This is a genomic window from Marinicrinis lubricantis (assembly GCF_042658665.1).
Classification (GTDB): Bacteria; Bacillota; Bacilli; order Paenibacillales; family KCTC-33676; genus Marinicrinis; species Marinicrinis lubricantis.
Genome location: NZ_JBHSQV010000025.1, coordinates 16,202 through 32,687, shown reverse-complemented (window position 1 = coordinate 32,687; position 16,486 = coordinate 16,202). Strand labels below are relative to the sequence as shown.

The window sequence follows — 16,486 nt, the reverse complement described above, 5'->3', positions numbered from 1 at the left end:
GGATATGTATGGGAGGCTTCTTCTTTGTTGTGATAACGATGAGGTGCTGCCTTGCATTGGCCATGAATAGGAAAATTGTGAACTGCCTTTTACTTGAATCGAGTGCGCACTTATCGGCACGACTCGCACAAAGTGAAATCGATGTTGTAAGTTCGTATAATTGGTGACGTTTTCTATGCGATCGTTGCGCCGCATTTCCATTTGATATATGTTAATGATAGATACGTTTAGACGTTTAATAGAATGGAGAATTTGCAATGTACCGCAATTTAGAAGAATGCGTCATCGATTTAGAGAGGAACGGACATCTAGTGCGCGTCCGAGAGGAAGTGGACCCTTATTTAGAAATGGCCGCGATCCATTTAAAGGTGTTTGAAGCCGGCGGTCCTGCGCTGCTTTTTGAACGAGTGAGGGGCTCTAAATATCGGGCGGTTTCGAATTTATTCGGCACGGTCGATCGCAGCAAGTTTATTTTTCGCAAGACGTGGGATGCGGTTCAGAATGTGATCGCACTGCGAAATAATCCGATGGCCGCCCTGAAGCATCCTTTTAACAATATCGGTGCCGGGTTCTCGGCTCTCAAGGCATTGCCGAAGAAATCTTCTGCCAGCGGACCGGTTACACAGCATGAAATTCAAATATCGGACCTGCCGCTCATTCAGCACTGGCCGATGGATGGAGGGGCTTTCGTTACGCTTCCGCAAGTGTATTCAGAGGATCCGGAAAAGCCGGGAATCATGAATTCGAATTTGGGCATGTATCGTGTTCAGCTCAGCGGCAATGATTACGAGCTCAATCAGGAGGTCGGCCTGCATTATCAGATTCACCGCGGGATAGGCGTTCATCAAGCGAAGGCAGTGAAGCAGGGGGACCCGCTGAAGGTCAGCATTTTTGTTGGTGGACCGCCGGCACATACATTGTCCGCAGTCATGCCGCTGCCTGAGGGACTGAGCGAAGTGCTTTTCGCCGGTATGCTGGCTGGACACCGTTTTCGCTACAGTTACATAGACGGCTATTGCATTAGCCGTGATGCAGACTTTGTCATTACTGGGGAAATCCATCCCGGTGACACCAAGCCAGAGGGCCCCTTCGGCGACCATCTCGGCTATTACAGCTTGACGCATGAGTTTCCGGTTATGAAAATCCATAAAGTGTATGCCAAGCCGAACGCCATCTGGCCTTTTACCGTCGTCGGAAGACCTCCGCAGGAAGACACCGCTTTTGGTGAATTAATTCATGAGTTGACGGGTGATGCGGTGAAGCAGGAGGTACCGGGTGTCAAAGAGGTGCATGCGGTCGACGCTGCAGGAGTTCATCCACTGCTTCTGGCGATTGGGAGTGAGCGCTATACGCCATATCAGAAGGTGAAGCAGCCAGCCGAGCTGCTGACGATCGCGAATCGCATTTTAGGAACCGGACAATTAAGCTTGGCGAAATATTTATTTATTACGGCGGAAGATGGACAAGCTCTCAGTACACATAGGGAAATCGAATTCTTTAGTTATATGTTGGAAAGAATTGATTTGCGGCGTGATTTGCATTTCTACACGAATACGACGATCGATACGTTGGACTATTCCGGTACAGGCTTGAACAGCGGCAGTAAAGTAGTGTTTGCAGCATATGGCGACAAGAAGCGGGACTTGTGCACGGAGGTCCCTGAGGCTTTAAAAGGGATTCGAGGCTATGAGGCTGTTCATCTGGCATTGCCTGGCGTCGTTGCGATGAAGGCACCTGCATTTACCGATTATGCGCAAGTCCAGAAGGAAATGGAAGAACTATGCGGTGTTTTGCAGGCGAAAGGAACCGTCCAAAGCTGTCCGATCATCGTTCTCTGTGATGACAGTGAATTTGTCAGTGCTTCTCTAAGCAACTTCGTATGGGTGACATTTACTCGCAGCAATCCTTCTCACGATATGTACGGCGTTAACAGTGTTACTGAGCATAAGCATTGGGGCTGCGATCAAGTGATTATCGACGCACGGACGAAGCCGCATCAGGCACCGCCGCTCATCCCCGATCCGACAGTAGAGAAGAATATGGAGCGATTGTTTGCAAAGGGCGGGAGTCTCAGCGGGATTCAGATTTAATTAGCAATAACATTCATCCTATTTTGATCATATCAAACAAGAGTTTGTACCAAGGCCGCGTGAATCGCGGCCCTCATTTTCAAGAAGCTGCCGAATCCCTGGCTGGATTGTTAACGCAAGCAGAGTACCGAGTGCTGGCTGGAATGGATCACTCTGTTGTAATGATGGCTTCTGAAGTTGTGGAGCAGGCTATCGTTCAATTTGATTCATTGGAAAGCAAGCAAAAAGGAGCCTAATGACATAGAGCTGTAAGCGACTTGGTGATCGTGTTCAACCGTATCGTGAAGTGAGAGGAATTCTGTTTTCCAATTAAGGATTCCTCTTTTTTGATTGGCGTCATCAAACAACCTCTAGACGTAAAGGGAAGGCTTATCAAAGCCGTTTGCTATGAAAGCTTGGGAGACAAACAATGCATTGTCATAAAAGAGTATCGATACAGTCACGGGGTTTATGTATAATGTAGACGATTGGAAAAAGTGGAAATCTAAGATCGAATCTATTATGCGGGCTGGAACTATCTGTGCCAAGATTAAGCGAGTAGGTTTGAAATAGAGGAATACAAGGAACTCCAAAGTGAATGATGCGGCACCTCGATCTTGGATCCGTGGAGGGATTTATGAAGACGCCTAAAGATCAGCATTATGACGAACTGCTTATTTTGAAAACGATTGCTGAAACATTGAACCAGAGTAATGATATGGAGCAGATGCTGCAAAAGACTTTGATGAAGCTGCTGGAATTGACGCAAATGCAGACAGGATGGATATTTTTACTTCAAAAGGAATCGGTTTATGAGCTGTCAGCAGATCATCGGCTGCCGCCCGCATTATCTCGGGATGACAAGAATCCAATGCGCTGCAGCGATTGTCTATGCCAACGCCTATATGTAACCGGCGGTCTCAATCAAGCCGTTACGATCATTGAATGCGAAAGGCTGTATAACGCCATCACCCAATGTACGGGAGAGACACATAATTTGACTCATCATGCGACGACGCCAATTACAGTGAGGGGAGAACGGCTTGGATTGTTGAATGTCGGTTCGCCAGGGAAGGAACATTTCAGCAAAGAGGAGCTGACATTACTAGAATCTGTTGCTTATCAGCTCGGAACTGCGATCGAGCGGGTTCGATTATATGAACAGAAGGAAAAACAGGCGGTTGACGATATTTCCCGATTTATCATCAATTATTATACGATTGGAACGAAGTGACGAGAAAGCTATGGAAAATCAATGATATGGATACGCTGCTGTCTTCCGCTGTTCGATGGATTGGGGAACAATTTGGTTGGCCGAGGGTGGATGCCTTACTCAAGGAAGATTCAGAGCTTAAACTTAGAGCGAGATACACTCAAGGACAGGGGACGCTGGTTGACGAAACCATGCCTCTCGAAGATGAATTCAAAAATGTGATTGAACACATATGCAGTGAGTTTAAAGCAAGTGCGATGTCTTCTGCTTCGGGACATTCGGTTGTCCTTCCTCTGAAAATGTCGGAAATGGGTGTGCTTTGGATCAAGAGAGAGACGCAACCATTTAGTGAGTTAGAGGTCGAAATTTTAGAAATCATGACGGATCATATATCACTAGCAATGGAGAAAATTCGCCTGTACGAAGAGTGGCAGCTTCTACTATTGGCGGAAGAACGGAATCGATTGGCAAGAGACTTACATGATTCCGTCAATCAGAAGTTGTTTTCACTATCTTTAATGGCCCGGGGAATATGGGAGATTTCAAAGGAGGACCGGAAGGAGACGGCTGACGCAGTACAGGAGATCGGACAACTGGCACAAGAAGCGCTGACGGAAATGCGGTCTCTCATCTGGCAGCTACGTCCTTATCGAACCGAGCAAGGCATCGTGGTGTCCTTGAAGACTTATGCAGAGAAGATCGGACTGATTCTGACCGTGATAGCGGATGAGCAGCCCACGATAGGTGTCGATATGGAGGAGGGACTCTGGCGCATTGCACAGGAAGGACTAAATAATATCCGTAAGCATTCGGGCACGCGCCGCGCTTGGATTCGGTTTGAAGAAAACGAAAGTTGGCTTGTTATGAAGATTTCCGATCAAGGCCGAGGTTTCAATGTGAATGAATCCGCAAGCAACACGTCCATCGGGATCACAAGCATGAAAGAACGTGTCGCAGAGCTTGGCGGCATGTTTCAAATCCAAAGCGAAATCGGTTCAGGTACGGTCATTACTGTAACGCTGCCGGTTCAGAAAGGAGGTCATTTGCGGACTGATGAAGATTAAGGTGCTGATTGTTGACGATCACCTTGTAGTACTGAGGGGACTTAGGTTCTTCCTGCAAACTCAGCCTGGAATTGATATTGTCGGCCAAGCTTTGAACGGCCTTGAGGCGCTGCAGATGGTGGAGCAGCTGAAGCCGGAAGTCGTTTTGATGGATATTCGTATGCCGGTCATGGATGGAATCGAGGCGACGAAACGGATTACCGAGCATTTTCCTGACGTGAAGGTCATCATATTGACGAGCTTCTCTGACCAGGATTTAGTGCTGCCCGCATTGAAAGCCGGAGCGGCTGCGTATCAGCTTAAGGATGTGAAACCGGAAGTTTTATCGGAGACGATTAAAGCCGCGATCGACGGAAATCGCACACTGCATCCGGAAGTGACGAACCAATTGGTTAGCCATGTCACCTTCGAGCCAGCCGCAGAGAGTGATATATCGATATTAACCGCCAAAGAACGGGAAGTGCTTGAGCTCATTACGGAAGGACGCAGCAACAAGGAAATCGCACAGCAATTATTGATTGCGGAGAAGACAGTGAAAACGCATGTCACACATATTTTCGCCAAAATTAATGTTCAAGATCGAACGCAAGCTGCTTTGCATGCGATGAAGCATAATTGGTTCCGATGAAGCGCGGATCAACACAGGGCTTTCAATCGGCGTCAGCATATCGGGTCTACTCGAGGTCTTACCTGAGGTCTTATTTGAGGGTAAGACCTTTTTTGTATTCCTTTTTCTGACAACCGCCGGACGAGAATAAATGTGCTTTTCGTTACAATGAATGGTGTAGACGCGCAGAAGTGCTAGCATACCGTTCTGCACTCAATAAATCATCGACAGGAGTGAATGATTATGACGATCTTAGTAACAGGAGCTTCCGGTAAGGTGGGCCGTCACCTCGTTCAGCTTCTTCTAGAAGCTGGAGAACATGTCCGAGTGCTGACTCGGAACACAGATTCAGGCAGATTTCCGGAAAGTGTAGACGTTGTTGCAGGAGATTTGACTGAACCGTCGACACTGGAATCCGCATTTCAAGGTATTCGGGCAGCACATCTTATCACCAGCGCTAACGGACATATACCGCTGCAAAACGGAAAGGACATTGCGGCAGTAGCGGAAAAGGCGGGTGTGCAGAGAGTTACCGTCATGTGGAACGGTGAGATCGGATCAGTTGATAAGGCGGTGATGGCGAGCGGGATGGAATGGACGCTGCTGCAGCCCGTTGAATTCATGTCCAATGCATTGGAATGGGCGGAATCGATCCGCTTCGAAGACGCCGTGCGCGATCTTCAGGGAAAAGGCTTAAGTGCGGCAGTTCATGAGAAGGATATTGCGGCTGTGGCAGCAGTTGCGCTGACCGAGGACGGACATGCGGGAAAATCCTATGTGTTAACGGGACCTGAAGCACTGTCTGTACAGAATAAAGTGGATGCGATCAGCAAAGCACTTGGACGGAACATTCGGTTGATCGAGCATTCGAGGGAACAAGAAAAGGAACGAATGAGACAGATGGGGGTTCAAGAGGAAGTTATCGATTATGTGATCGATTGGCATCTTCACCCCCCGAAAATCTCGTACACCGTGAGTCCGGCTGTTCAAGAGGTGACCGGCCGTTCTGCGAGAACATTTGTGCAGTGGGTCGCGGAGCATATGAAGGATTTTCGATAAGCTTGTACCATATATTTTTCATATATCCTAGTATAAACATGAAATTGGGCCGTAACAACGGTCGACATGTACAGTGCCTAAAGCCAAGGCTCCTTGTACGGAAAGCGTTCCCGATGAACCATGCTGCAGATGAGCATTGCGAAGTGGTAACGGAGCATGACAGAGGGAAAGCCGTACTAAAATAAACTAGAAAGTAGGATAGGACAATGAATCTATTAAATATTGGTATTGTATTAGGAAGCAGCAGGCAGGGTCGATTGAGTCCGCAAGTTGGGGAATGGATCAAGAAGGTCGCAGACACGAGAGGGGACGCTCGTTATGAGATCGTCGATATCGCAGAATATAAGCTGCCTTTTTACGGCGAAGGCACGGGCAGCGAACCAGGACTTCGGGCTTGGCAGCAGAAGGTGAATGAAATGGACGGTTACGTGTTTGTCGTGCAGGAATACAATCACAGCATTACCGCTGTATTAAAGAACGCACTGGACTCCGCTTATAAGGAATGGAACAACAAAGCCGCTGGGATCGTCAGCTATGGTTCCACCGGGGGAGCACGTGCGGCAGAGCATCTTCGCGGGATTCTTGGTGAGTTGTTAGTGGCTGATGTACGTACACATCCAACGCTCTCTATTTTTACAGACTTCGAGAACTACTCGGTATTTAAACCAGCCGAGCTGCATGAGAAAAACGTGAACGGCATGCTGGATCAGGTCGTTGCATGGAGCGGAGCGCTAAAGGCAGTACGAAAATAACTAAGTACGAGCAAGTGAATCCACACCTTATGGTTGGATTTATGTCTGGGCCGCTGCTTCAGCGGCTTTTTAAGTTTCGGAGAAACGAATGAATTCATCAGGATACGTGATCTCTACAGTGTAACAATTTCAGGCCTTTATTCCATATTAAACCTATGTTATAGTAAGATTATTGAATAAGAAAGGGTGACCTTGAGCCAATGATCTACTAATCCTATCCACATGTTTGAAAATCTGTTTACGGTTTTCGGGATAGGGTTAAGTATGGGCTTTTATATCGCTAACTGCAGTTCGGTCGGCTGATACATCATCCGATTTGGCGTGCTTGTTTACGCGTATACCGCCTCCTATCCGTTAACCGGGAAGGAGGTTTTTTTGCGCATGCTGGATTAAATTCTGACTTCGAGTCATTCGCTAAGTACAGATCAATCAAAATGACACGTGATACAGATGTAGAGGAGGATGCAAAGTTGAAAAGAACAATCATGGAGTACAAGGTTCCATTTACGAATGGGAGGCCCTACGGCATTACAGTGGGGGCTGCAGGAGACATTTGGTTTACGGATTATGCGGGAAACCGCATCGCAAGAATGACTGCCGCAGGACATGTGGATGCTTGGCCGGTTCCAACCAAAGATGCAGGCGTGATGTCGATCTTATCTGATCATCAGGGGGAGATTTGGTTTACAGCGTATCAGGCGAATCAAATCGGACGAATGACTTGCAGCGGAACCTTCGATCTATATGAACTGCCTACGGCAAATTCATCTCCTTATGGAATCACTGAAGGGCCGGATGGCGAGATATGGTTCACTGAACTCACCGGAGGAAGGATCGGCAAAATCAATCGTGAAGGTGAAATTACAGAATATGCTCTGCCTGATTCGGATTGCTATCCATCATACATTGCTGCTGGACCGGATGACGCACTCTGGTTTACAGAAAATCAAGCCAATCGAATCGGTCGAATGACAGTGGATGGACAATATGCGGCGTATGAGATTCCTACGCCTCGATCAGGGCCTGTGGGGATTACAAGGGGACCCGATGAAGCGATGTGGTTCGTAGAAATCATGGGGAATCACATTGGAAGGATTACGACAGCTGGTGAAATCAACGAATACGCCATTCCTACTTCTAATGCGCGACCTCATGCGATTGCTTGTGGAATAGACGGTGAATTGTGGTTTACCGAATGGGGAGGAAATCAGATCGGCTGCATCACGACCGAAGGGGAGTTTGCAGAGTACCCGATCTCTACGCCCAATGCAGAGCCTCACGGAATTCTGTGAGTCCGGAAGGAGTAGTATGGTTCGCCGAAGAGTGCAACCAGATCGGCCGGTTATGCAAGTAGATCTGTGATGTAGTGCCGAGATCCATTCAATCGAAGCGGACCATAGATCAACAGGGTTATCGTAGATTGCATGATGATGAGTAAATAAGCAAAGACAAGTGCGAATTTCTCGGTAGAACGGAAGAAAAAAATATTAATTGAAATCAGTTAGGTGGAATTCGAAATGAAGCATACAGGAGACCGAGGTGTTTTCCTCATTACAGGTGTGATGGCATCAGGTAAATCGACTGTTGCACAGCAATTCGCTGAAAAATTGAACAGAGGCGTACATTTAAGAGGGGATACGTTCCGTAAAATGATTGTGAGCGGCAGAGAAGAGATGGTGCCAGGTGCTAGCGATGAAGCTCTCCGGCAGCTCCGCCTCAGGTACCAGATCGCGTCATCTGCCGCAGATACTTACTTTGATGCAGGATTTAATGTCGTTCTGCAGGACGTCATGATCGGAACCATGCTGCAGGACGTAATCCACATGATACGCAGCAGGCCGCTGTATGTCATTGTGCTGACACCGAGCCGGGAGGCGGTTGCCAAAAGGGAAGCGGAACGCCCGAAGAAAGGTTACGGCATCTGGACGATTGCAGATCTGGACGATCAGCTTCGTCATGGAACACCGAAGATTGGAATGTGGATAGATACCACGGAACAGACGCCGGAGGAAACAGTGGAACAGATATGGAATTGCGTATGGACCGAGGGGCGCATATGAATCGTCACAAGTAAATAAGGACGCAGAATATTCAGCATGCAGCTGACGTTGTCCATGAGGGATAGAGGCTTCTTGTCAAGTCATAGTCATAAGTGATGGATGTAATCCATTCGAAGATGGAGGGGTTTTTGTGGATCCTAGGTTTCCGATAGGGCAATTTTCTTGTCCAACTGAAGTGAAAAGAGAAGACGTTGAGCAATGGATTAAAGAGATTTCTTTACTGCCCCATCGATTGAGAGAGTTACTAGATGGACAGGATGAGGTGTCATTGAAAAAAACATACCGCGAAAATAGCTGGACGGTAAGACAGTTGGTTCATCATATTGCAGACAGCCATCTCAATGGATATGTCAGGATGAAGTTAGCACTTACCGAAGAAAGTCCAGTTGTGAAAACATATGAGGAAAAGGAATGGGCGAAACTTGCTGATTACGAACTGCCTGTGGGGATTTCAATACAACAAATCGATTTATTGCATGAACGGTGGACCTTTTTATTGAATCGATTATCTGAGAAGGAACGTCATCGTGTTTATATGTTGCCTGATGGCAGTGAAATGCGAATTGAACAAAGCATCGCCCTTTACGCATGGCATGGAAAGCATCATCTAGCACACATTCAACTCGCATTGAAGTAACCGATTTCAAACGTCAAACCCTTGACAAGAAATCCCTTTACGTTATCATTAATAGTAATTGTTACGAATAAAATGCGCGGAAATCTTTCACATTAAGGCCATAATCCTGGTGTGAGAAAATCAAGCGTATGTGGTTCATTGATCTAGAATGTGGAGAAAAGGACGGGACATATTGACAACAGAATGGATGCAGAGCATAGTGATGAGATGACAGCACAATAAGAGGAGGTGATGAAATGAGAGTTACCGTTACACTTGCTTGCACGGAAACCGGGGATCGCAATTATACGACGACGAAGAACAAAAAGACACATCCCGAACGGATGGAGCTGCGAAAATACAGTCCTCGACTGCGGAGAGTCACGCTTCACCGTGAAACTCGATAAGTAATTGGAAGCTATGGACTGGGGCAGTACTCCCGGTCTTACTTTTTATAAATTGGAAGCGGGAATTTCGCTGGAAGCTTGGATCCATGGATAGGGAGGGGACAGGTATGGCTTCGAATCTAAACCAGCAACACCGGGAAGCGGTGCTCAGCATGCACAGCAAGGAACGGTGGGATCGGAGAAAGAGAGAATTAGATGAATGGATTGCGGTAAAAAAGGAGCGAAAGATGCCGAAAAAAACACGGCTTTTCGAAGGGGTTCCCGTAGATGAGCAGCTGTATCTTGCACTGGTCTGCTTGCAGCAAGCAGGCATTCGGACGGAATATTCCTGTGCGGGAGTGAGCCCGCTCGACGAGCCTGAGGAGCATTCTCTATATGCTTATGTGACATTTTACGCTGAAGGTCCGGCGAAGCGGTTTACAGAGATCGTGCTTGAGTACATGAAACATCGTGCGGTTGTCACCTACGAGCCTGAAAAAAATCGGTACGATGTCTCGTCTTTTTTTATCGGTCATAATCGTTCGTTTTGTTTGCTGCTGGAGGCTGCAGCACGGCGGTTGATGGAGGAAGTCTGTGCAGCCCAAGACTAAGCCTAATCAACAAGATCGAGAAAAGGACTTTTGAGCAAACGAGAAGAAATTATTCACTTTGAATGGGGTACAATGAAGATCATTGATTCGGTGACAATGACGCCAATCACGATCGTATCAGATGCAATAAAAAGGGAAGAATGAACCTTGAAAGGGGTTTGAACATGGTAGCATTGAATCATACACCGGTCGTTAAATCTGAAATGCTCATTCGCAGACCGGTCGAAGAAGTGTTTGAAGCTTTTATTGACCCCGAAATCACTACAAAATTTTGGTTCACAAAAAGCAGCGGAAGATTAGAAGAGGGAAAACAAATACGGTGGGATTGGGAGATGTACGGCGTTTCTGATGATATCCGTGTAAAAGCAATCAAGCCAAACGAGCTGATCCGGATCGAATCAGCGGATCGCACCATAACGGAGTGGATCTTTACTCCGCGAGCAGAGAACGAAACCTATGTCTCGATTACACATTCTGGATTTACAGGCCATGGGGATGATATGGTAAACTACGCCATTGATTCGATGGGAGGGTATACGATGGTGCTTTGCGCGGCAAAGGCGCTTCTTGAGTACAACATCAAGCTGAATGTTGTAGCAGACAAGGCCCCGGATGCCCATGTATAAAGTTAAGGGGCTGTCCCAAAAGTGATGTCCCACTGTCAAAGTCGAATTTTCCTGGTTATGCAGGCTCGGATCTGGTTCCGTTTGCTGCCCACAATGGATGCTTTTAATGATTCATCAAAGCTTACGGCGAAGAAAAAAACAGGAGGAAAACCAGGGCAAGTATGACCCCAGTTCCTTCTGTTTTGTCTTTTATAAGAACATAAATGTAGAACCGTCCGAAGGTGAATTCATCATGGACTTTTGGGACAATCCTTTTTTTGCTTTGATACCCATCAACATTTTTCTTATCCGTTCTGAACTTCACGTTTCAGCGCTCGATTGACGCCCTCCGTACAGAGCAGCATGATCAGTATAAATGCGATAACCGTAACCGGAAATAACCACATCGTTGTATGGGCCGCGACTAGACCGAACAGAGGCGGCAGAAAGGTCGTACCTGTATAGGCGACGGCCATCTGGTATCCGATTAGCTTGGCGGAGTGCTCTTTGCCGAATCTTGCAGGCGTCTCATGAATAAGACTTGGATAGATTGGAGCAAATCCCATTCCAATGAGAATGATACCGGTCAATGTAAGTACGTCCGGCAGCGGCAGAAGAACGAGCAGCCCACCGAATAATGCGATCAACTGGCCGGAAAGAATGATGGCCCGACCGCTGACACGCATCGTGATGAAGCCAGAGATGAGCCGTCCTACCGTAATGCCCCCAAAATATAATGAGACCCAAGCGGCAGCCGTATCTGCTGAAAACTCTCTCGTATGTACCAGAAAGCTGGCTCCCCACAAGCCTACGGTCATTTCCACACCGCAGTAAAATAAGAAAGCAATCAGCGTAAGCTTCACACCCCGAATTTGGAGCGGATTTTTTCGGCTCGTTCTTGCGTTGTGATCGTCATCTGGCTGAGTCTCATTCGAATGAGCGCCGTCTTCGGCAAGTGATAATTGCTGCTGCAGAGCAGCGACTCGATTCCAGAGCGGCAGTGTCAGCAGCAGGATGACGACTAACGTGAATTGGATCATTGCAACAGCTTGATAGCCGTCTCTCCATGTACTGTCATTGGCGATAAATAAAGACATAATGATCGGACCTGCAGTGGCTCCAACGCCCCAGAAGCAGTGGAGCCAGCTCATATGATGCGCCTTGTAGTGGTTGGCTACATAATGATTAAGCGCAGAATCGACTGCTCCTGCCCCGAGACCGAGCGGAATCGCAAGCACAACAAGCCAAAGCAGGGAAGGGGCAAATGAAAAGCCGAGCAGTGCACCCGCGGTTAAACAGCAGCTGAGCAGTGTCAGTCTGCCCGTACCAAGCCTTTCGATTAAAAAGCCGCTGGCTAGACTAGATACAATCGTACCTCCCGCTGCGATCATCGACAACAACCCTGCAGATTCCAGTGAAGCGCCGATATCCGGATAAATAGCAGGCCATGCAGATCCAAGCATGGAGTCAGGCAGACCTAAACTGATAAATGATAGATAAATGATGACTAGAAACCAAGTTGCCATAAGTATGTTCCTTTCTGTTTGCACATATGATCGTTAGATTGAAAACAGCCCTCAGTTCATTTGATCTGAACCATCGCGGGTTGTAGCTGCTGCAAAGTCAGCCGCTGCATGCCATACTCAAAATCGTGATGGAACGTATTCGATATTACGATCTCAGGGGTGGAGGGAATCTCGTATTGGTGAACGAAAGACTCCCATTGTTGAAATAATAGATTGGCATCTACATTTTCCCGATAGATCACAATGTAATGAGGCGCCAGGACGGCATTGATGGATTGAATCACTTTACATGCGGTGCGAACAAATTGTTCTTTTTCAACAAGCTGCCTCCAGTTCACATCCAGCGGTAAAAATTGGATTTCCCCAGCCATCCCATGTTTCCCTTTTACAATACTGCCATTTAACCATATGCCCATGCCGGGAGGGTATTTTTCGGGGAAATAGATTCCTAGTACACATTGTTCCTCGCTCATCTGATTTCGGAAGCAGTATCCGCTGATCGAGGCGTTCACATCGTTCTCAAGTATAACTGGCAAGCCGAATTGATTTTGCAATTCTTCAACGAATGGAACACCCAGAAGATCTTCATAGTCGGATATAGTAATACGTCCGCCTACCGCCTGCCCCGGAATGCCGATGCCTATGACCTTAATCGAAGGGAAGTGCGATAGCGCTTCTTCGATCATTTCATAAAAGAGCTTCATATCGAATCGTTCGAATGTATGCTCATTCCTCATCAACAGATCCTCATGCAAATTCATCACTGTAATCACAGCGGTGTCCTTTCCTTGCTTCTCGTGGAAATGGATCACAAGGGCATGGCTGAAATTGGAATTAAACCGATAGGTCACAGCCGGTCTGCCGCCGCCGGAGGAAACCAGCTCGTCTTCCACCAATTCTCCGCTTGAAAGCAGTTCTCTGACTATTGAATTAATCGTAACTACACTTAGACCCGTCAGCTTGGAGAGCTCGGGCTTGGTCGCAGCTCCGATTTCTTTCATAATTCTGCGTACATGATTGATATTGACTTCCTTCATCGGATTGGCAGATGCTTTTTCCATAGACACCTCCTAAACAAATAATAAAGAGGCTTTATAAAGTGTCTTTATTAATATCGGGCAGCCATTGTAATTTGTCAAGATGATTGTTATTCAGACTCATATAAGAGGAAATAAACATCCAATGCAGAAAATATCGGGTAGTTATACCAATTTTTGGAGCGGGCATTTTTTTAAAAAAATAGGATATGTGTCGATTTTAATTATTTTGGTTCGTCGTGTATATAGATGCCTGAGTTCATGGGTTGAAAGGAGCGGAAAAAGTGCCTTAGCGGTTCAAACTCAGGAGCACGATAAGAAAAAGGAGTGGTTTCACGTATGTACACTGTTACTTCCAAAGACGGAACACAAATCGCTTATGACAAAAAAGGGCAAGGACCTGCACTGATTCTAGTGGCAGGCGCCTTCAGCTACCGAAAGTTCTCGGGACAAGTACAGCTTGCGAATCGGTTGTCTGCTTATTTCACCGTGTACAACTATGACCGCCGCGGACGGGGCGACAGCGGAGACTCACAGGCTTATGCGGTAGAACGGGAAATCGAAGATTTGCAGGCAATGATCGAGGCGGCAGGCGGGACAGCATATGTATGGGGGTTGTCATCCGGTGCGATTCTCGCTCTGCAGGCTGCGGCGAAAGGAGCTGCAATTACAAAGCTGGCGCTGCATGAACCTCCATTCGTGGTTGATATGGAGGGACATCTGCCGCCAAAGGATTTTACAGAACAGATCAGCATTCTTATCTCAGAACAACGAAAGGGAGACGCGATTAAGTATTTTATGACGAAAGGGATGGGAGCACCCTCGTTCGTTGTGAACATGATGCGGATCATGCCTGGGGTTTGGTCCAATCTCGTAGCCATCGCCCATACGCTTCCCTATGATGCTGCCATAACGGATGGAATTATGGATGGCAGACCGCTGCCTGTTGATTTGTGGAATCATGTCACGATGCCCACAAACAGCCGTCACAACCCACGGCATGTACCTGGGATGAAGAGAAAGTTCATCGAAGAGGTCCCCGATCGATCCATTCATGTGAATCAATCATAAAGAGAAGATTTGAGCATGCCACTATTTTCTTGTTGTAGTGAAAATGGGGAATGCTCTTTTTTTAACTCAAGTATTTTAATGTAAGTACGGTGTAGATCCTTCTAGAACATATGAGCAACTCATGATGGATCGGTTCATGTTACACTGAATATAGAAGCAAGATCTGAAGAGAGACAATTTCATGTCAGGAGGGATAAGCGGATGATCGTTCGCGAAACCGACAGCGAATATGTGATGATACCGCAGCATGAGCATGCACAATTGTCCGGAATGATCGGTTCTCATTTTTCTCAGGAAGTCATGAAATATCAAGCTTTTCTTGAAGATTTTAAGCTGGCTGTATTCGAGCATGACCGCAGTTGGATCTGGTTAGATGAGACCCCCATTTGGAATGACCGAGCGAAACGGCCGTTTTCGTTTATGGATTATCCGCTGCTTCCGAAATTAGCCCTGTATGAAAAAGGTCTCCACGAGATAGAAAGGATGAGCCCATTTGCCTGCCTCTTGTGCAGTCTGCATTATTCATCTTTCTTTAAAGGAACGACGCAGCAAGAATGCATTGGGTTCATAACGAAGGAGCATGGGCGGCAGGAGATAATCAAAGAAGAGCTTCAAATCATGGATCTAGACATGATCAATCACTATGTTCGTTTGCTGCAATTTTGTGATCGCCTTTCTTTATATGTATGCCTGAACCATCCAGGAACGGACAAGGATCAAGAGCACCCTTGGTATAAAGATGGATTTCCCCATTCCGATTTGTTCTCTACAGATCGAAAAATCGTCAAAGCCGAGTGGAATAAGCAAGATCAAATCATCGTTCGCTCGTTTCCTTTTGAAGCCGAATTCTCCGCAACCTTGCGCCAGAAACGTGTTCCCAAAAACCTGATGCAACAGTTGGGGGTCGGAGAGGCGTACAAACAAACGGAATTTGTGAGTCAAAATGTAACATTCTGCGAGTAAATTATACCGGTTCCAATGCGCTGCGGGATATGCAGCAGACGATTGCCGAGTATGAAAGGCGAGGTGTCACCATCCTGGCGGCCGCAATCGGACAGGATAAGGATGAAATCCACCGCATCTACGGCAGCGAACGGTTTCTAGATCTCTCGAATTTGGATGTTCTACCCGGCAGATTGGTACGGATCATCGCACGACACTTGTGATGTAAACCGCGAAGTACGTATAAATAGCCATCCTTACGTAATAACCGAAGGATGGCTATTTATTTTCTATTCTGTAACATTTTGTAGTATTTTACGTCTATAAGGGAAAAGAGGGGAGTAGATGAAGAAGATCTATATTGCATTGATGGTGAGCGGTTTCATCATGAGCGGATGCGCCGGGACTGAGCAGAGTGAAGATATTTCGATGAATGTAGGATCCACCATTCAGTCAGCTGGTATGATGAGCGGGGAGATGCAAAATAATTCTGTTCATTCATCCATTGAAGATAACGATAAAGTGTTTTGGAATTTGAAAGAAGTTCATAATGTCCAAAGAATCGATACATTTATTGAGCATGTGAATCAAAAAGTAACGGACGCGATCAAGGTAGAGACCACTTCAAAAGAAGGTGAAGCTGTGATCAAAGAATTAGTCTTTGATGGTGAAGCACTGCTTCTCACCTCCTACGGAGAAACGAAATCGTACGAGCGGATCTATACTGAGGAACGCTATAGCGAGCATTATAAAGGTGTGTTTGTTGAATATTGGGTTGAAGGACCAGAAGAAGAGAATAAAGAATTGATCCTGCAAATTCATCCTGACTTGCAGTAATCCGGGCATCGTTCATCCGGATAGAGATGTT

The 16,486-nt window shown here is 46.7% G+C and carries 17 protein-coding genes and 1 pseudogene; 16 read left to right on the top strand and 2 right to left on the bottom strand.

Annotated elements, in window-relative coordinates:
* Positions 1 to 257 precede the first annotated feature (257 nt).
* The 13 genes and pseudogenes from ACFPXP_RS03040 (at position 258) to ACFPXP_RS02980 (ending at position 11,063) form a co-directional block, all read left to right on the top strand.
* Positions 258 to 2,090, top strand: a complete 1,833-nt coding sequence (locus ACFPXP_RS03040; RefSeq protein ID WP_379892227.1) for a UbiD family decarboxylase — start codon at positions 258 to 260, stop codon at positions 2,088 to 2,090.
* 44 nt (positions 2,091 to 2,134) lie between these two features.
* Positions 2,135 to 2,326 carry a hypothetical protein gene (locus ACFPXP_RS03035; protein ID WP_379892225.1) on the top strand — a complete coding sequence of 64 codons (192 nt, stop codon included), beginning with the start codon at positions 2,135 to 2,137 and terminating at the stop codon, positions 2,324 to 2,326.
* 380 nt (positions 2,327 to 2,706) lie between these two features.
* On the top strand, positions 2,707 to 3,303 hold the full coding sequence (locus ACFPXP_RS03030; protein WP_379892223.1) for a GAF domain-containing protein: 597 nt from the start codon (positions 2,707 to 2,709) through the stop codon (positions 3,301 to 3,303).
* Entirely contained in the window at positions 3,300 to 4,346 is a 1,047-nt protein-coding gene (locus ACFPXP_RS03025; RefSeq protein WP_379892222.1) for a GAF domain-containing sensor histidine kinase, read from the top strand. Before ACFPXP_RS03030 ends, ACFPXP_RS03025 begins: the two co-directional genes overlap by 4 nt.
* Positions 4,336 to 4,974 carry a response regulator gene (locus ACFPXP_RS03020; protein ID WP_379892220.1) on the top strand — a complete coding sequence of 213 codons (639 nt, stop codon included), beginning with the start codon at positions 4,336 to 4,338 and terminating at the stop codon, positions 4,972 to 4,974. The genes ACFPXP_RS03025 and ACFPXP_RS03020 overlap by 11 nt, the downstream gene beginning before the upstream one ends.
* A 222-nt stretch (positions 4,975 to 5,196) precedes the next feature.
* On the top strand, positions 5,197 to 6,012 hold the full coding sequence (locus ACFPXP_RS03015; protein ID WP_379892218.1) for an NmrA family NAD(P)-binding protein: 816 nt from the start codon (positions 5,197 to 5,199) through the stop codon (positions 6,010 to 6,012).
* A gap of 206 nt (positions 6,013 to 6,218) precedes the next feature.
* A complete protein-coding gene (locus ACFPXP_RS03010) occupies positions 6,219 to 6,764 on the top strand; it encodes an NADPH-dependent FMN reductase (RefSeq protein ID WP_379892216.1) in 546 nt (181 codons plus the stop codon).
* 470 nt (positions 6,765 to 7,234) lie between these two features.
* Positions 7,235 to 8,118: pseudogene (locus ACFPXP_RS03005) on the top strand (Vgb family protein).
* Positions 8,119 to 8,281: 163 nt separating this feature from the next.
* Positions 8,282 to 8,824, top strand: coding sequence for an AAA family ATPase (locus ACFPXP_RS03000; RefSeq protein WP_379892214.1), 543 nt, complete (start codon positions 8,282 to 8,284; stop codon positions 8,822 to 8,824).
* Positions 8,825 to 8,954: 130 nt separating this feature from the next.
* Positions 8,955 to 9,461 (top strand): YfiT family bacillithiol transferase, encoded by a 507-nt coding sequence (locus tag ACFPXP_RS02995; protein ID WP_379892212.1) that lies wholly within the window; start codon positions 8,955 to 8,957, stop codon positions 9,459 to 9,461.
* A 236-nt stretch (positions 9,462 to 9,697) separates the two neighbouring features.
* Positions 9,698 to 9,847: a 50S ribosomal protein L33 gene (gene rpmG / locus ACFPXP_RS02990; protein ID WP_379892210.1), complete on the top strand. Its 150-nt coding sequence runs from the start codon at positions 9,698 to 9,700 to the stop codon at positions 9,845 to 9,847.
* Between the two features lie 107 nt (positions 9,848 to 9,954).
* Positions 9,955 to 10,437 carry a hypothetical protein gene (locus ACFPXP_RS02985; protein ID WP_379892208.1) on the top strand — a complete coding sequence of 161 codons (483 nt, stop codon included), beginning with the start codon at positions 9,955 to 9,957 and terminating at the stop codon, positions 10,435 to 10,437.
* Positions 10,438 to 10,601: 164 nt separating this feature from the next.
* Positions 10,602 to 11,063, top strand: coding sequence for an SRPBCC family protein (locus ACFPXP_RS02980; RefSeq protein WP_379892205.1), 462 nt, complete (start codon positions 10,602 to 10,604; stop codon positions 11,061 to 11,063).
* Between the two features lie 284 nt (positions 11,064 to 11,347).
* On the opposite strand, the gene ACFPXP_RS02975 is transcribed toward ACFPXP_RS02980, so the two are convergent.
* The gene (locus ACFPXP_RS02975) at positions 11,348 to 12,568 is read right to left on the bottom strand and encodes an MFS transporter (RefSeq protein WP_379892202.1); all 1,221 of its coding nucleotides are present in this window, start codon (positions 12,566 to 12,568) and stop codon (positions 11,348 to 11,350) included.
* 56 nt (positions 12,569 to 12,624) lie between these two features.
* The gene (locus tag ACFPXP_RS02970; RefSeq protein WP_379892200.1) at positions 12,625 to 13,629 is read right to left on the bottom strand and encodes an ROK family protein; all 1,005 of its coding nucleotides are present in this window, start codon (positions 13,627 to 13,629) and stop codon (positions 12,625 to 12,627) included.
* Between the two features lie 315 nt (positions 13,630 to 13,944).
* Between ACFPXP_RS02970 and ACFPXP_RS02965 the strand changes: the two genes are divergently transcribed.
* The 3 genes from ACFPXP_RS02965 to ACFPXP_RS02955 all read left to right on the top strand — a co-directional run bounded on the left by ACFPXP_RS02965 (position 13,945) and on the right by ACFPXP_RS02955 (position 16,455).
* Complete coding sequence (locus ACFPXP_RS02965; protein WP_379892198.1) at positions 13,945 to 14,676, top strand: alpha/beta fold hydrolase; 732 nt, start codon at positions 13,945 to 13,947, stop codon at positions 14,674 to 14,676.
* 201 nt (positions 14,677 to 14,877) lie between these two features.
* Entirely contained in the window at positions 14,878 to 15,639 is a 762-nt protein-coding gene (locus ACFPXP_RS02960) for a DUF3891 family protein (protein WP_379892196.1), read from the top strand.
* A gap of 324 nt (positions 15,640 to 15,963) precedes the next feature.
* A complete protein-coding gene (locus tag ACFPXP_RS02955; protein ID WP_379892194.1) occupies positions 15,964 to 16,455 on the top strand; it encodes a DUF4362 domain-containing protein in 492 nt (163 codons plus the stop codon).
* The last annotated feature ends 31 nt before the right edge of the window (positions 16,456 to 16,486 follow it).

Excerpts from the sequence above, each read along its gene's own strand:
- ACFPXP_RS03000 (WP_379892214.1), top strand. The coding sequence starts at position 8,282 with ATGAAGCATACAGGAGACCGAGGTGTTTTCCTCATTACAGGTGTGATG.
- ACFPXP_RS02965 (WP_379892198.1), top strand. The coding sequence starts at position 13,945 with ATGTACACTGTTACTTCCAAAGACGGAACACAAATCGCTTATGACAAA.
- ACFPXP_RS02985 (WP_379892208.1), top strand. The coding sequence starts at position 9,955 with ATGGCTTCGAATCTAAACCAGCAACACCGGGAAGCGGTGCTCAGCATG.
- ACFPXP_RS02980 (WP_379892205.1), top strand. The coding sequence starts at position 10,602 with ATGGTAGCATTGAATCATACACCGGTCGTTAAATCTGAAATGCTCATT.
- rpmG (WP_379892210.1), top strand. The coding sequence starts at position 9,698 with ATGAGAGTTACCGTTACACTTGCTTGCACGGAAACCGGGGATCGCAAT.
- ACFPXP_RS03040 (WP_379892227.1), top strand. The coding sequence starts at position 258 with ATGTACCGCAATTTAGAAGAATGCGTCATCGATTTAGAGAGGAACGGA.
- ACFPXP_RS02970 (WP_379892200.1), bottom strand. The coding sequence starts at position 13,629 with ATGGAAAAAGCATCTGCCAATCCGATGAAGGAAGTCAATATCAATCAT.
- ACFPXP_RS03020 (WP_379892220.1), top strand. The coding sequence starts at position 4,336 with ATGAAGATTAAGGTGCTGATTGTTGACGATCACCTTGTAGTACTGAGG.
- ACFPXP_RS03030 (WP_379892223.1), top strand. The coding sequence starts at position 2,707 with ATGAAGACGCCTAAAGATCAGCATTATGACGAACTGCTTATTTTGAAA.
- ACFPXP_RS02955 (WP_379892194.1), top strand. The coding sequence starts at position 15,964 with ATGAAGAAGATCTATATTGCATTGATGGTGAGCGGTTTCATCATGAGC.
- ACFPXP_RS02960 (WP_379892196.1), top strand. The coding sequence starts at position 14,878 with ATGATCGTTCGCGAAACCGACAGCGAATATGTGATGATACCGCAGCAT.
- ACFPXP_RS03015 (WP_379892218.1), top strand. The coding sequence starts at position 5,197 with ATGACGATCTTAGTAACAGGAGCTTCCGGTAAGGTGGGCCGTCACCTC.
- ACFPXP_RS03010 (WP_379892216.1), top strand. The coding sequence starts at position 6,219 with ATGAATCTATTAAATATTGGTATTGTATTAGGAAGCAGCAGGCAGGGT.
- ACFPXP_RS02975 (WP_379892202.1), bottom strand. The coding sequence starts at position 12,568 with ATGGCAACTTGGTTTCTAGTCATCATTTATCTATCATTTATCAGTTTA.